At 72.4% G+C, this 14,466-nt stretch carries 11 protein-coding genes; 7 read left to right on the plus strand and 4 right to left on the minus strand.

Features of this window, described 5'->3' with window-relative positions; translation table 11 throughout:
• From ACK4S2_RS08880 to ACK4S2_RS08895, 4 genes are all read left to right on the plus strand, one after another.
• On the plus strand, positions 1-189 hold a 189-nt coding region (locus ACK4S2_RS08880), incomplete at its 5' end, for an adenosylcobinamide-GDP ribazoletransferase (protein WP_409623138.1).
• Positions 190-237: 48 nt separating this feature from the next.
• On the plus strand, positions 238-2,670 hold the full coding sequence (locus ACK4S2_RS08885; protein ID WP_409623140.1) for a heavy metal translocating P-type ATPase: 2,433 nt from the start codon (positions 238-240) through the stop codon (positions 2,668-2,670).
• A complete protein-coding gene (locus ACK4S2_RS08890) occupies positions 2,667-3,146 on the plus strand; it encodes a MerR family DNA-binding protein (protein WP_409623143.1) in 480 nt (159 codons plus the stop codon). Before ACK4S2_RS08885 ends, ACK4S2_RS08890 begins: the two co-directional genes overlap by 4 nt.
• Entirely contained in the window at positions 3,064-3,723 is a 660-nt protein-coding gene (locus tag ACK4S2_RS08895) for a DUF3047 domain-containing protein (RefSeq protein ID WP_409623145.1), read from the plus strand. The genes ACK4S2_RS08890 and ACK4S2_RS08895 overlap by 83 nt, the downstream gene beginning before the upstream one ends.
• A 50-nt stretch (positions 3,724-3,773) precedes the next feature.
• On the opposite strand, the gene ACK4S2_RS08900 is transcribed toward ACK4S2_RS08895, so the two are convergent.
• A complete protein-coding gene (locus ACK4S2_RS08900; RefSeq protein ID WP_409623148.1) occupies positions 3,774-4,454 on the minus strand; it encodes a hypothetical protein in 681 nt (226 codons plus the stop codon).
• A gap of 95 nt (positions 4,455-4,549) precedes the next feature.
• A complete protein-coding gene (locus ACK4S2_RS08905) occupies positions 4,550-5,110 on the minus strand; it encodes a TIGR00730 family Rossman fold protein (RefSeq protein WP_409623151.1) in 561 nt (186 codons plus the stop codon).
• Positions 5,111-5,203: 93 nt separating this feature from the next.
• On the opposite strand from ACK4S2_RS08905, the gene ACK4S2_RS08910 reads away from it, so the two are divergent.
• The 3 genes from ACK4S2_RS08910 to ACK4S2_RS08920 all read left to right on the plus strand — a co-directional run bounded on the left by ACK4S2_RS08910 (position 5,204) and on the right by ACK4S2_RS08920 (position 9,827).
• A complete protein-coding gene (locus ACK4S2_RS08910; protein ID WP_409623154.1) occupies positions 5,204-6,928 on the plus strand; it encodes a LysM peptidoglycan-binding domain-containing protein in 1,725 nt (574 codons plus the stop codon).
• Between the two features lie 91 nt (positions 6,929-7,019).
• On the plus strand, positions 7,020-8,882 hold the full coding sequence (locus tag ACK4S2_RS08915) for an ABCB family ABC transporter ATP-binding protein/permease (RefSeq protein WP_409623157.1): 1,863 nt from the start codon (positions 7,020-7,022) through the stop codon (positions 8,880-8,882).
• Positions 8,883-8,948: 66 nt separating this feature from the next.
• Positions 8,949-9,827 carry a calcium-binding protein gene (locus ACK4S2_RS08920; RefSeq protein ID WP_409623161.1) on the plus strand — a complete coding sequence of 293 codons (879 nt, stop codon included), beginning with the start codon at positions 8,949-8,951 and terminating at the stop codon, positions 9,825-9,827.
• 18 nt (positions 9,828-9,845) lie between these two features.
• Here ACK4S2_RS08920 and ACK4S2_RS08925 read toward each other — a convergent pair whose 3' ends face one another.
• Together ACK4S2_RS08925 and ACK4S2_RS08930 are read right to left on the minus strand one after the other, a co-directional pair.
• Positions 9,846-13,358 (minus strand): efflux RND transporter permease subunit, encoded by a 3,513-nt coding sequence (locus tag ACK4S2_RS08925; RefSeq protein WP_409623164.1) that lies wholly within the window; start codon positions 13,356-13,358, stop codon positions 9,846-9,848.
• Positions 13,355-14,452 (minus strand): efflux RND transporter periplasmic adaptor subunit, encoded by a 1,098-nt coding sequence (locus tag ACK4S2_RS08930; RefSeq protein ID WP_409623167.1) that lies wholly within the window; start codon positions 14,450-14,452, stop codon positions 13,355-13,357. Before ACK4S2_RS08930 ends, ACK4S2_RS08925 begins: the two co-directional genes overlap by 4 nt.
• Positions 14,453-14,466: the final 14 nt, after the last annotated feature.

Here is a 14,466-nt window from a genome sequence, read left to right on the forward strand (position 1 = left end):
GCGCCGCTGGGGCTGGCGGCGGCGGGGCCGGCGGGCGCGGCGGCGGTGGGTGCGGCGCTGGCGGCGGTGTGGCTGGCGCTGGGCCTGTGGGCGCGGGCGCGCATCGGCGGGCAGACCGGCGACATCCTGGGCGCCGGGCAGCAGCTGGCCGAGGCGGCGGCGCTGGGATTTCTGGCCGCGGGTGCTTGACCTTCCAGCGACTGGAAGGATCATTTCCGTGCGGAAAGGAGTCTTTCCATGACCACGACCACGCTGGAAATCGACGGATTGCACTGCGCGGCCTGCGTCGGGCGCGTCGAAAAGGTGCTGGCGCGCGTGCCGGGGGTGCAATCGGCCACGGTGAACCTCGCGCAGAACACCGCGCGCATCGGCTTCGACGGCCCGCCCGACCTGGCGGCGGTGGACGCGGCCTTGCAGAAGGCCGGTTACGGCCTGCGCCACGAGGTGACGCGCCTGGCGCTGGACGGCATGACCTGCGCAAGCTGTGTGAGCCGGGTGGAGCGGGTGCTGACCGCGCTGCCCGGGGTGGAAGGCGCCACCGCCAACCTGGCCGACATGACCGCCACCGTGCGCCATATCGCGGCGCCCGACGCGGTGCCGGCGATGGTGGCCGCGCTGGGCCGCGCGGGTTACCCCGCCGAACCCGCCCGCGACGCCCGCGCCGACCGGCAGGCCGCCGAGGAGGCGGCGCTGAAGGCGCGGGTGCTGTGGGCGGGGGCGCTGACGCTGCCGGTCTTCGGGCTGGAAATGGGCGGGCATCTGGTGCCGTCGTTCCACCACTGGTTGCTGCACACCATCGGGCAGGGGCCGAGCTGGACGGTGCAGGCGGTGCTGACCACGGCGGTGCTGGCGGGGCCGGGGCGGGTGTTCCTGACGCGCGGCGTTCCGGCGCTGCTGCGCGCAGCGCCCGACATGAATTCGCTGGTGGCGCTGGGCACGCTGGCGGCCTGGGCCTGGTCGATGCTGGTGTGGCTGGTGCCGCAGGCGGTGCCCGAGCCGTCGCGCGCGGTCTATTTCGAGGCGGCGGCGGTGATCGTGACCCTGATCCTGCTGGGCCGTTGGCTGGAATCGCGGGCGCGCGGGCGCACGGGGGCGGCGATCCGCCGGTTGGTGGCCTTGCAACCCGATGTGGCGCTGGTGGAAACCGCCGAGGGCCCGGTCGAGCGCAGCGCCGCCGCCTTGCAGCCCGGCGATGTGCTGGTGCTGCGCCCCGGCGCGCGCGCGGCGGCGGATGGCGAGGTGCTGTCGGGCACCAGCTGGATCGACGAATCGATGATTACCGGCGAACCCGTGCCGGTGGCCAAGGCGCCGGGCGACCCGGTGACGGGCGGCACGGTCAACGGCAACGGCGCCTTGCGGGTGCGGGTGACGCGCGCGGGCGCCGATACCCGGCTGGCGCAGATCGTGCGCATGGTGGGCGAGGCGCAAGGCGCGAAGCTGCCGGTTCAGGCGCTGGTCGACCGGGTGACGGCCGTGTTCGTGCCGGTGGTGATGGCGGTGGCGCTGCTGGCGGTGGCGGTCTGGCTGGCGCTGGGCGGCACGCTGGCGCAGGCACTGGTTGCCGGTGTGTCGGTGCTGATCGTGGCCTGCCCTTGCGCGATGGGGCTGGCCACGCCGACCTCGATCCTGGTGGGCACCGGGCGCGCGGCGGAGCTGGGGGTGCTGTTTCGCAAGGGCGAGGCGTTGCAGCGCCTGGCCTCGGTGCAAGGGGTGGCCTTCGACAAGACCGGCACGCTGACCGCCGGGCACCCCGCGCTGACCGATGTGGTGCCGGCCGAGGGCTGGGCGGAACCGCGCCTGCTGGCACTGGCCGCCAGCGTCGAGGCGCAGTCGGAACATCCGGTGGCCCATGCCATCCGCAGCGCGGCTGCGGCGCGCGGGCTGGCGGTGCCGGTGGCGGCAGGCGTGCAGGCGGTACCGGGGCAGGGGGTTTCGGGCACGGTCGAAGGCGCGCGGGTGGTGCTGGGCAATGCCCGCGCCATGGCCGCCCACGGCATCGCCGCCGACGAAGCCGCGGCCGAGGCGCTGGCCGCGCGCGGGCGCACGGTGCTGCACATGGCGGTCGACGGCGCCCCGGCGGCGCTGCTGGCGGTGGCCGACCCGGTCAAGCCCGGCGCCGCCCCGGCGGTGGCGACCTTGCAGGGCATGGGCCTGTCGGTGACGATGATTTCGGGCGACAGCCCGGCCACGGCGCAGGCGGTGGCGCGCGACATCGGCATCGCCCATGTGGTGGCCGGCGTGCCGCCCGAAGGCAAGGTCGCGGCCTTGCAGGGCCTCGGCGCGGTGGCCTTTGTCGGCGACGGCATCAACGATGCGCCGGCGCTGGCGGCGGCCGAGGTGGGCCTTGCGGTGGCGCAAGGCACCGATGTGGCGATCGAGGCGGCGGATGTGGTGCTGTCCACCGGCGATCCGCGGGCGGCGGCCACGGCGGTGGCGCTGGCGCGGGCCACCATGCGCAACATCCGGCAGAACCTGTTCTGGGCCTTTGCCTACAACACCGCGCTGATCCCGGTGGCGGCGGGGGTGCTGGCGCCCTGGGGCATCACGCTGTCGCCGATGCTGGCGGCGGGGGCGATGGCCTTGTCCTCGGTCTTCGTGCTGGGCAATGCGCTGCGGTTGCGCGGGGCTGGCCGCCCGTTGCAACCTCTGGCCGAAGGAGCCCCGGCATGAACATCAAGGATGCGGCCCTGGCCTCGGGCCTGCCCGAAAAGACCATCCGCTATTACGAGGAGGTGGGCCTCGTCGCGCCCTTGCGCGCGGCCAACGGATACCGCCGGTTCCGCCCGCGCGATGTCGAGCGGCTGGCCTTTCTGGCCCATGCCCGGGCCTTGGGCTTTTCGCTGGAGGATTGCCGCGACCTGCTGGCCCTGCGCGAGGATCCGGCCCGCGCCAGCGCCGATGTCAAGCGAATCGCCGAAGGCCACCTGGCCGGCATTGACGGCCGGATTGCCGCACTACATGACATGCGGGACCATCTGGCGCGGATGATCGCGGCCTGCCCCGGCGATGGCGGGCCTGCCTGCGCCATTCTGGACGGGATCGCCGGTGCGGAGGAACGCGGGCATGACCACACGGCGGGCGCTGATCGCGGGGGCTGCGGCGGCGCTGGTGCTGCGGCCGGGGCGGTCGGCGGCGCTGGCGTTTGACGGCGGCTGGACGGCGCAGGCCTTTCCGCGCCGCGCGGCGAACCGCTGGCGCCAGACCGGGGCGGCGGTGGAGGTGGAATCGGACGCGGCGGTGTCGCTGCTTGTGCGTGCCGTCCCGCCCGAGTCCCGGGGCGCGCGCCGCGCTGCCTGGCGCTGGCAGGTGGATGCGGGCGTGCCGGCCACCGACCTGGCCCGCAAGGGCGGCGACGACCGCAACCTTTCGGTCTATTTCGTCTTTCTGCCCGAGGACGAGGCGAGCCGCCTGGGCCTGGGGGCCAGCCCGCGCCGGCTGCTGGCGGCGCGGGGGGCGCGGACGCTGATGTATGTCTGGGGTGGGGCGGGCCCGCGCGGGCAGGTGCTGCCCAGCCCTTACCTGGGCGAGCGCGGGCGCACGGTGATCTTGCGGCCGGGCGGGGTGACCGGGGCCTTTGCCGAAGCGGTGGACCTGGCGGGCGACCACGCCCGCGCCTTCGGCACGCCGGCGCAGGTGCTTGTGGGCCTCGCGCTCAGCGCCGACAGCGACGATACCGGCGGCACGATCCGGGCGCGGCTGTGGGATCTGGTGCTGGCCGGCTGAGCCGGCGGCGGCGCGGGCGTGGCACGGGGACAGCGCGTGCGCCGGGGGCATCAGAACTCGGCCCAGGTGGCCAGCTGCAGGCGCGCCTTGCGCGCGCGCAGGTCGTGGTGCAGCCCGGCCTGCAGCCGCAGCCCGCGCCGCGCCTGCCAGACCACCGAAGGCGCCAGCGCCAGCGCGGGCGGGCCGGTGCCGAGGCGGGCATGGGCCTGCAACATGAGCGTCCAGCGATCCGATGGCGCAAGGCCCAGCGTGGCATCGGCCTTCAGCCGCTTGCGCTGCGGCCCGGCCTCGGCCACAAGGTCGAACGCCAGCCACCCCGGCCAGCGCCCGCCCACCCCCCGCCCAAGGCTGAGGCCGGCTTGCGCCGCCACCACCGGGCGCAGCGTGACCGTCACCTCGGTGCGGCCGGGCCACCAGACCGGCGGCAGGTCGATGGTCAGGTCCGACGGCGGCATCGCCACCGACAGGCCCAGCGACCAGGCCAGCCGCCAGCTGCCCTGTTCCGGCAGCGCGCGGTGCAGGCGCAGCGCCAGCGCCCAGTCGCCGGCACGGCTGGCCTGCGCCTCGGCCACCAGCCAGCGGCCGCGCCCGAGGCCCTGTTCGAACCAGGCCGACCCGGTCTGCCCCGCCGCCGACAGCGACACGAACCGTTCCCCCGCCGCGCGCGGCCAGGGGCCGGCCGCCACCGCCAGCGGCCAGACCAGCAGCAGAACCAGCAGCACCACCCGCATGCGCGCCCCCCGATCAGGGCCTCAGCTTGCGCGGCGCATGGTGAAGGAAGGGTTAATGCCGCCGCGGTCGCCGCAGCGCCCGCAGGCCCCGGCGCCTAGCCCAGGGCCGCGGCCAGCCGGCGGGCAAGCGTGGCTGCATCGGGGACCACGGCGGCATAGCTGGCCAGTTGCGGCTCGGCGAAGCCTTCGGCGATCACATGGTCCAGAAGCCGCAGCAGAGGATCCCAGTAACCTTCGGTATTCATCAGGAAAATCGGCTTTTCATGCAGGCCGATCTGCCGCCAGGTGAGGATTTCGAAGAATTCGTCCAGCGACCCCGCCCCCCCCGGCAGCACGACGATGGCGTCCGAGTTCATGAACATCACTTTCTTGCGTTCGTGCATGTCCTCGGTCACCACCATCGTGGTCAGCCGGGCGCGGCCCTTCTCGCGCGTCATCAGGTGCTGCGGGATCACGCCCATTGCCGGGGCGCCTTCGGCCTGGGCGGCTTCGGCCACCAGGCCCATCAGCCCCACGTCGCCTGCGCCGTAGACCAGCCGCCACCCGCCTTGCGCGATGACGCGGCCGGTGTCGCGGGCGGCCTCGGCATAGGCGGGGCGGGCGCCGGGGCGCGAGCCGCAGAACACGCAGACGGAACGCGGCGCGGGCGAGGTCATGGCGGGACTCCTGCACAACAGGCTTTGACCTCTGTTACAAGGGTTCCTATGGTCGCTCAAGCGCCGCGGGGTGCGGGCGGCAAGGGGATGCTCATGGCGGGAAAGATGCTGGGGTCGGGCACGGTGCAAGGCGTCGTGGCCGGGGCGATTGCGGTGATGGCGGCGGTGGTGGGCTGGCAGTTGTGGACCCGCGCGCCGCAAGCGCCCGAAGCGCCCCCGGCCCCGGCGCCGATCGCCGCCCCGGTCGCGCCGCCGGCTGCGCCCGCGGCCCCGCAGGCCGGCACCCCGGCCCCCGAGACCGGCGCCCCCGGAACGCCGGCAGAGACGGCCGCGGCCGCCCCGGCCGAGGTCGGCGACGAAGCCGGGGACGAAGCCGGGGACGAAGCGCGCGAAGGCACAGAAGCGGCCGCCGCCGCGCCCGAAGCCGCCGCGCCGCAGGCCGAAGCCGCCGCACCGCAGGCCGAAGCCCCGGCACCGCAGGCCGCGGTCTTGCCCGACCCGCCCCGGTTCGACACCTTCCGCCTTGGCGAGGACGGTGTGGCGGTGGTGGCCGGGCAGGCCCCGGGCGGCGGCACGGTGGCGGTGCTGGTCGACGGGGTCGAGGTGGCACAGGGCCGGGTGGACGGTGCCGGCCGCTTTGCCAGCGTCTTCACGCTGGACCCGGCGCCGCAGCCGCGCCTGCTGACCCTGCGCCTGACAACCGCGACGGGCGAGGCGGTGGCCTCGGCCGACAGCATCGTCATTGCGCCGGTGATCCGGCTGGCCGAGGCGCCGGCGCCGGCCGAAACCGGGGCCGCCGGTGCCCCGGCCGCGCAAGCCGCAACCGAAGGCGCCGGTGCAGCGCCGGCTTCCGATGGTGCCGCAGCGCCCGCCGCGGCGGCGCCGCCCGCGCCCGAGGCACCGGCAGCGCCCGGCACCGCCGCGCCGCCGGCCGCAACCGACGCGGCCGCCGCGACGGCGCAGCAACCGGCGCAACCCGCCCCGGCGGTTGCGGCCGGCGACAGCACGCCGACGGCACCCGAAGCCACGGCGACCGCCGAAGGCATCACGCCAGCGCAAGCCCCCATGCCCGCCGAGGCCCCTGCGCCCGCGCAAACCACCACGACCGCCGCCGAGGCCCTCGCGCCCGGTGCGGCACCGGCGCAGGCCGAAGCGGTTGCCGAAGCCCCCGCACCGCAGGCGCCGGCCAACCTGCTGCTGTCCGACAAGGGGGTCACGGTGCTGCGCGCGCCGGGCGCGGATGTGCCGCTGGCGATCGATTCGATTTCCTATACCGAAGGCGGCGCGGTGCAGGTGGCCGGCAAGGGCGGTGCGGGCGATTTCGTGCGGCTTTACCTGAACAACGCGCCGCAGCTCGAAACGCTGGTGGACGACACCGGCCAGTGGCGCGGCACGCTGCCGCCGGTGGCGCCGGGGCTTTACACCTTGCGCGCCGACCAGCTGGACCCCACCGGCAAGGTGCGCGCCCGGTCCGAAACCCCGTTCCTGCGCGAACCGCCCGAGGCGCTGGCCGCCGCCTTGCGCGCGGCCCAGGCCCCGGCCGCACCGCCGGCCGAAACCGCAGCCCCCGCAGCCCCCGCGGCTGCGGCCCCGGCGGCCGCCCCGGCCCCCGCGCCGGCCGAAGCCCCCGCGCCCGCCGCCCCGCCGCCGGTGCAGCTGGTGACAGTGCAGCCCGGCTATACCCTTTGGGGCATCGCCAGGGCGACCTATGGCCACGGCATCGCCTATGTGAAGGTGTTCGAGGCCAACCGCGACCAGATCCGCAACCCCGACCTGATCTATCCCGGCCAGGTCTTTACCCTGCCGCGCGCCGACTGACGCCCGGCAGGGGTTTACCCTGCCGGGCGCAAGGTCTAGCTAGGCGCCAGGTTCCCAACGGCGCCGGCCCGGCGCCCCGGAAGGTCAGATCATGCGCAAACCCGCCATTCCCGTAGCGCCCTCGCGCAACCCGCCGCCTTCGGACGTGCCGCGCGCGCCGGCCCGCGAGACGCTGCGGCGGGTGGCGCCTTACCTGTGGCCCGACGGGCAGGCCTGGGTGAAGCGGCGCGTGGTCCTGGCGCTGGTCCTGCTGATCCTGGCCAAGCTCGTCTCGGTGGCGACGCCGCCCATCTACAAGGCGGCGGTCGATGCGCTGACCGGCCCGTCGCCCGATGGCAGCACGCTGCTGGCGGTGGGCGCGGTGGGGCTGACCATCGCCTATGGCATGGCGCGGCTGATGACGGTGGGCTTTCAGGAACTGCGCGACTTGGTGTTCGTGCGCGTCGGCCAGCGCGCCTTGCGGCAACTGGCGCTGGAAACCTTTATCCACATCCACCGTCTGTCCTTGCGCTATCACATCACCCGCAAGACCGGGGGCCTCAGCCGCATCATCGAACGCGGCGTGAAAGGCGTGGATTTCCTGCTGCGCTTCATGCTCTTGTCCATCGGCCCGCTGATTCTGGAACTGACGCTGGTGTCGATCATCTTTGCGTCGGTGTTCGGCTGGCAGTATGCGGTCACCGTGCTGGGGGTGATCGCGCTTTACGTCATGTTCACCTTTCGCGTCACCGAATGGCGCGTGGCGATTCGCCGGCGGATGAACGACCTGGATACCGATGCCAACCAGAAGGCCATCGACAGCCTGCTGAACTTCGAGACGGTCAAGTATTTCGCCGCCGAAGGGCGCGAGGCCGCGCGTTACGACCGGGCGATGGAAGGCTACGAAAAAGCCGCGATTCAGACCGGGCAATCCTTGAGCGTTCTCAACTTCGGGCAGTCGCTGCTGATCACCTCGGGCCTCGTGGCGGTGATGGTGATGGCCGCGCGCGGGGTGCAGGCGGGCACGCTGACGGTGGGCGATTTCGTGATGGTCAACGCCTACATGATCCAGATCACCATGCCGCTGAACTTCCTCGGCACGGTTTACCGCGAAATCCGCCAGGCGCTGGTGGACATGGGCGAGATGTTCGGCCTGCTGGGCCAGCCGGCGGAAATCACCGACAAACCGGGCGCGCAGCCCCTGAAGGTCACGGGCGGCGAGGTGGTGCTGGACGATGTGCGCTTTGCCTACGACCCCGAACGCCCGATCCTGAAAGGCGTGTCGATCCGGGTGCCGGCCGGGCGCACACTGGCGCTGGTGGGGCCTTCGGGCTCGGGCAAGTCCACCATCGGGCGGCTGTTGTTCCGGTTCTACGATGTCACCGGCGGGGCCTTGCGCATCGACGGGCAGGATGTGCGCGACATCACGCAGGAATCGCTGCATGCCGCAATCGGGGTGGTGCCGCAGGACACCGTTCTGTTCAACGATACCATCCGCTACAACATCGCCTACGGCCGTGCCGACGCGACGCAGGACGAGATCGAGGCCGCCGCCCGTGCCGCGCGCATCCACGATTTCGTGATGAGCCTGCCGGAAGGCTACGACACCAAGGTGGGCGAACGCGGGCTGAAGCTTTCGGGCGGCGAAAAGCAGCGCGTGGGCATTGCGCGCACCATCCTGAAGAACCCGCCCATCCTGCTGCTGGACGAGGCGACCAGCGCGCTCGACACCCAGACCGAACGCGACATCCAGGACAGCTTGCGCGAAATGGGGCAGGGGCGCACCGTCATCACCATCGCGCACCGGTTGTCCACCATCGCGGATGCGGACGAGATCGTGGTGCTGGAAAAGGGCGAGGTGGTCGAACGCGGCCGCCACGAGGATCTGCTGGCCCGCGGCGGGCGCTATGCCGCCATGTGGGCGCGCCAGTCGGCCGATGGCGACCTGGCCGATGAGCCGGCAGAAAAGGTTTGACCTGGCCACGGATCGGTGCATCCTGACGGCAGGCCCGCAAGGGGGCCGCGCATCAAGGATGCGCCGATGACAACCTATCGCTATTCCGGCTACTGGTTCGAACGCAACGCGCAAGGCGAGGTCACCGCCTGGGGCGTCGCGCATTGCGATTTCGTGATGCGCGACGCCGACACGCGGCTGCGCTATGACCCGGGGCCGAACGGCGCGCCCGGCACCTGGGTGCCGCAGCCGCTGAACATCCGGGTCGATGACCAGCGCATCACCGATGGCACCAGCAACACGCTGTTTGCGGCCGAGGTCGCCTTTGGCGACGGGTCGGTGCGGCTGGTGACCGGCGGGCTGCGGGTGGATGGCATGGCGAACGGGCGCAGCTATGTCTTCGGGATGGGCGACGATCTGCCGATCCTGCCCACGCAAGGTGCTGCCAACGGGTTCGCGCAAGTGGTGTTCGGGGATGGGTCGGTGCGGTCGCTGACCGGGACGGTGCGCGAAGGCGTGCCGTTCAGCCTGACCGACGGCACATCCAACCCCGTGTTCATCGGCGAGGCCGACATCCTCGACGGTTCGTCGCGCGCCGAAAGCTGGAACGCCGGGGCGGGCGACGACATGATCCGCGGCGGCGGCGGGGCCGACCGGCTGTGGGGCGCGCAAGGCAACGACGTGCTGAACGGCGGCGCGGGGGGCGATGCGTTTGACTTTGCGCCGGGCACGGGGCACGACCGCATCGTGGATTTCCGCGTCGGCGAAGGCGATGTGCTGCAGCTTTCGGTGGCGCTGATCGCCGGGGCGGTCACCGGATCGGCCGTGCTGGCCGATTACGGCCGCCAGACGGCCGAGGGATTCCGACTGGATTTCGACGGCCGGACCAGCGTGCTGCTGGAAGGGATCGAGATCGAGACCCCGGCGCAGACCGCCGCGCTGGTGGCGGCGATCGCGTTCTTCTGACACGGGCGGGCCCGGCGGTCAGCCGGGCTTGCCGGGCGGCGCGGGCTCGGCCGGGTCGGGCAGCCAGACCAGTTCCGGGCGCGGCTGGCGCGCGACGGTGCGAGCCAGCGCGATGTCGCGCGCCGCCTGGCTCTGGCGCCCCGCAACCCAGGCGCGCAGCTGCAGAAGGCCGCGGTAGGCGCCGGTTTCCAGCCAGACCCGCAGCGCCAGCATCGCCGGCGTGAACAGCAGCGTCAGCACCGTGGCCACCCCCAGCCCGAACACCACCGCGGTGGCGAGCTGTTTCCACCACAAGGCCGCCGGCGTGTCGATGGCATAGCCGCCGGCCATGAAATCGACGCTGAGCCCCAGCATCATCGGCATCAGGCCGGCCATCGTGGTGATGGTGGTCAGCAAAACCGGGCGCATCCGGGTTTCGACGGTGCGCACGATCGCCTCGATCCGAGGCATCTGGCGGGCGTAGTCCTGGTAGGTGTCGATCAGGATGATGTTGTTGTTCACCACGATGCCCGCCAGCGACACGATGCCGGTGCCGGTCATGATGATGCTGAAGGTCTGGTCCATCACCAGCATGCCGATCATCACCCCGGCGGTCGACAGCACCACCGCGGTCAGCACCAGCGTGGCGTTGTAGACGCTGTTGAATTGCGCCAGCAGGATGATGAACATCAGCCCCAGCGCCGCCGCAAAGGCCCGGGCCAGAAAGGCGCCCGATTCGGCCTGTTCGGCCTGGTCGCCGGCCCATTCCCAGGCCACGCCGGGCGGCAGGGGGCGGTCGGTTTCCAGCCATTCGGTCAGCCGCTCGATGCGTTCGTTGGCGTTGATCGGGCGGCCGTCCGCGGCCGTCAGGCCGGGGGCCACATCGGCGCGCACGTCGTAATAGCGCGCCTGGTCCACCCGGTCGATCCGGCCCAGCTTGGCCACCGGCTCGCGCGTGACGAAGTTCGACAAGGGCACCAGCCCGTCGCGGGTGCGCAGTTTCAGCGTATCGAGCGTGGACAGCAGCCGATCGGCCTCGGGCAGGCGGACGCGGATATCGATTTCGGTGTCGCTGGTGTCCACCCGCATCGTGTCGAGCAGGATGCCGCGGGTCACCAGTTGCACCATGCCGCCCACCGTGGCCACATCGGCGCCGAAGCGCCCGGCCTTTTCGACATCCACCACGATGCGCCAGTCGATGCCGGGCAGGGGGCGGGTATCCTCGATGCCGAAGATGCCCTCCATCGCGGCCATGCGGGCGCGCACGGTTTCCACCGCCTGCGCCAGCACGGCCAGATCGTCGCCCTTCAGCCGCAGGTGGATGGGCTTGCCCGAGGCGGGGCCGCCCGACTGGGTCAGGATTTCGACCTGCACCCCGGGCAGCGCGGACAGCCGGTCGCGCAGGCCGGCCAGAATCTCGCGCCCCGACAGCCCCGGCTGGCCCATGCGTTCGGACCAGTGCGAAAGCTCGATCTGCGCCTGCCCGATGGAATCGCGCGGGGCCTGGGCGCCGCCGGTATTGGCGTTCAGCCCGCCGGCACCGGCAAAGGAAAAGGTGGCAGCAAGGCCGGGGGTGGGCAGGATGATCGCCTCGGCCTCGCGCAGGATGGCGTCCTTTTCGGCGAGGCTCAGGTTGCCGCGGGCGCGCACGTGCACGATGCCCTGCTCCGGGTCGGTTTCCACGAAGAACTCGGTGCCCTTGCCATAGGTCATGTAGGCGCCGGTGACCGCGACCATGAAGACGACCACGGCGGCGATGGTGACCAGCGGCATCACCGGGTTGCCCACGAGAAAGCGCGCGACATGGCCGATGGCGGTGCGCCGGTGGCCGGCCTGCACAGGGCGCCGGCCGGGCAGGCGCGCGGCGTTCAGCGTGACCGACCCGGCCATGGCGCCGGCCACGAACAGCGCCACCCCGTGCAGCGCCATGCCGGGGGCAAGGCCGAGCTGGCCGGGGTTCAGCGCCCCCAGCGCCCCGGCGAACAGCATCGCCAGCGCCAGCGGCACCAGGGCGGCGCGCACCGGCCAGGGCAGCGGGCGCAAGGCATCGGCCGCGCGCGTCAGCGCCCGGCTGCCGCGCCCGGCCACCCCGCCCAGCACCGGCAGGAACAGCACCGCCACGATGAAGCTGGCCATCAGCACGAAAATCAGCGTGACCGGCAGCATCCCCATGAACTGCCCCGGCACGCCGGGCCAGAACAGCATGGGCAGAAAGGCGCACAACGTGGTGGCGGTGGAGCTGGCGATGGGCCAGAACATGCGCTTGGCCGCCTCGACATAGGCGCGCATCGGCCCCTGGCCTTCGGCGATGCGGCGGTCGGCGTATTCCACCACCACGATGGCGCCATCGACCAGCATCCCCACGGCCAGGATCAGCCCGAACATCACGATGTTGGAAACCGTCACCCCCATCGCCGCGAACAGCGCGAAGGTCAGCAGGAACGAGGCCGGCACCGCAAACCCCACCAGCAGCGCCGACCGGGTGCCGAGTGCGCCGAGCACCACGATCATCACCAGCGCAATCGCCGTGAGCACCGAGCCTTCGAGCTGGGCCACCATGCTTTCGACCTGGCGCGAACGGTCCAGCGTCACCGTGGCTGTCAGCGCCTGCGCCAGCGCCGGATCCCAGGTGGCGCGTTCGGCCGCCACCGCGGCGCGCACCGCCTGCGCGGTGTCGATCAGGTTGAAGCCCTTGCGCTTGACCACCTGCAAGGCAACCGTGGGTTCGCCGTTGAAGCGCGCGGTGCCGGTGCGGTCCTGAAAGGTCAGGCGGATGTCGGCAAGATCCCCCAGGGTAACCACGCGGTCGCCGTTCACCTTGACCGGCAGCGCGAACACGTCGCGCGCCGTGGTGAAGGACGACGGCACCTTGACCGAGAACGCGCCCGAGGCGCCTTCGACCTCGCCGGCCGCAATCAGCTGGTTATTGGCCGAGATCACCGAAATCAGCTCGCCCGCGGTGACGTTGTAGGATTCCAGCCGCAACGGGTCGATCACCACTTCCAGCATCTCGTCGCGGTGGCCGGCCAGCTTGGCCTCCAGCACCGGCTCCAGCGCCTGCAGGCGGTCCTGCAGGTCGCGCGCGGCCTTCAGCAGCGTGCGTTCGGGCACGGCCCCCGACAGCGCCACCACCACGATGGGAAATTCGCTGAAGTTGATCTCGTTGATGGAATACTTGTCGGCTCCGGCGGGAAAGCGCGCCTCGGCCTTGGTCATGCGGTCGCGCACCTCGGCCAGCACGGCGGACTTGTCCCAGCCGAATTCGAATTCCATCACCAGCCCGCCATAGCCTTCGGCGGCGGTGCCCGACATGCGCTTGAGCCCGTCCAGATCGGCCATTTCGGTTTCGAGAACCTTGACGATCATGGTTTCGGAATCGGCGGCCGAGATGCCGGGGAACGGCACGCTGACGAACAGCGCGGGGATTTCGATGTCGGGCTCGCCTTCCTTGGGCAGGTTGACATAGGCATAGGCGCCCGCCACCACCGCCAGCACGATGAAGGCCAGCGACATGCGGGCGCGTGCCGCCATCCAGTCGATCAGGCCGGTCATGGCGCGGCCCCCGCGACGGTGACGGCCAGGGCGACGCCTTCGGTCACATATTCCTGGCCGCGCACGATCAGCCGCGCCGTCGCGGGCAGGCCCGCCACCCACAGCCCTTGCGCGGTGTCGCGCAGCACCCGCACCGGCACGAAGCGGGCGCGGTCGTCGTCGTCGGCCAGCCGCACGCCCACGCGGCCCGCGTCGTCGAGTGTGAGCACCGAGGCGGGGATCAGATGCGCCTGCACGCTGTCGGTTGCGATCATGAGGTCGGCGGTCTGGCCGTCGCGGATCGTCAGGTCGGGGTTGGGCACGGTGAGCTCGACCCGGAAGGTGCGCGTCATCGGATCGGCGCTGCGGGCCAGAAAGGTCACGCGGCCGGTCAGCGCGCGCCCGTCGGCCAGCCGCCCGGCGCCTGGGGCGCCGACCTCGATGCGGCCGACATCGGCTTCGGCGACATAGGCCACCAGGCGGATCGGGTCGGGCTGGATCACCCGCGCGCAAAGCCCGCCGGGTTGCAGAAGCGTGCCCAACTCGGCGGCGTCGTCCTCCAGCAGGCCGGAGAACGGCGCGCGGATCTCCAGCCGCTCCAGCTCGCGCCGGGCGGTCTGGACGGCGGCGGTGGCGGCCTTGAGCGCCGATTGTGCGGAAAGCCGCCGGGTTTCGGCGGCAAAGCCGCCTTCGGTCAGGGCATCGGCGTTGCGCGCGCCCAGTTCGGCTTCGGCCAGGCGGGCCTCGGCCTCGGCCAGGGCGGCGGCGCGGGGGCCGGGGTCCAGCCGGCACAGCACCTCGCCCGCGTTGACGAAGGCGCCGCGGCGCAAGGGCTCGGACACCACGCGGGCGGTGGTTTCGGCGCGCAACTCCACGCTGCGCGCGGCTTCGGTGCGGCCGCGCAGCACCACGGCATTGTCCAGCGGCTGCGCCTGCACCACCTGCACCAGCACGCCGACCGGCCGGCCGGCGGGGGCGGGCGGCGGCGTGGGCGTCTGGGCGGCCGTGGCGGGGGCTTCGGGCGCGCGGGGGGGGATCAGGCGGTCGCGCTCCATCACCAGAAGATAGAGCCCCGCCGCCACCAGCGCCGCCGTGATGATCGAGAGTATCCGCATCCGTCCCCGCTTTC

This window comes from Gemmobacter sp. (assembly GCF_046292685.1).
In the GTDB taxonomy this organism is placed as follows: Bacteria; Pseudomonadota; Alphaproteobacteria; order Rhodobacterales; family Rhodobacteraceae; genus Wagnerdoeblera.

Excerpts from the sequence above, each read along its gene's own strand:
- ACK4S2_RS08885 (WP_409623140.1), top strand. The coding sequence starts at position 238 with ATGACCACGACCACGCTGGAAATCGACGGATTGCACTGCGCGGCCTGC.
- ACK4S2_RS08890 (WP_409623143.1), top strand. The coding sequence starts at position 2,667 with ATGAACATCAAGGATGCGGCCCTGGCCTCGGGCCTGCCCGAAAAGACC.
- ACK4S2_RS08895 (WP_409623145.1), top strand. The coding sequence starts at position 3,064 with ATGACCACACGGCGGGCGCTGATCGCGGGGGCTGCGGCGGCGCTGGTG.
- ACK4S2_RS08900 (WP_409623148.1), bottom strand. The coding sequence starts at position 4,454 with ATGCGGGTGGTGCTGCTGGTTCTGCTGCTGGTCTGGCCGCTGGCGGTG.
- ACK4S2_RS08905 (WP_409623151.1), bottom strand. The coding sequence starts at position 5,110 with ATGACCTCGCCCGCGCCGCGTTCCGTCTGCGTGTTCTGCGGCTCGCGC.
- ACK4S2_RS08910 (WP_409623154.1), top strand. The coding sequence starts at position 5,204 with ATGGCGGGAAAGATGCTGGGGTCGGGCACGGTGCAAGGCGTCGTGGCC.
- ACK4S2_RS08915 (WP_409623157.1), top strand. The coding sequence starts at position 7,020 with ATGCGCAAACCCGCCATTCCCGTAGCGCCCTCGCGCAACCCGCCGCCT.
- ACK4S2_RS08920 (WP_409623161.1), top strand. The coding sequence starts at position 8,949 with ATGACAACCTATCGCTATTCCGGCTACTGGTTCGAACGCAACGCGCAA.
- ACK4S2_RS08925 (WP_409623164.1), bottom strand. The coding sequence starts at position 13,358 with ATGACCGGCCTGATCGACTGGATGGCGGCACGCGCCCGCATGTCGCTG.
- ACK4S2_RS08930 (WP_409623167.1), bottom strand. The coding sequence starts at position 14,452 with ATGCGGATACTCTCGATCATCACGGCGGCGCTGGTGGCGGCGGGGCTC.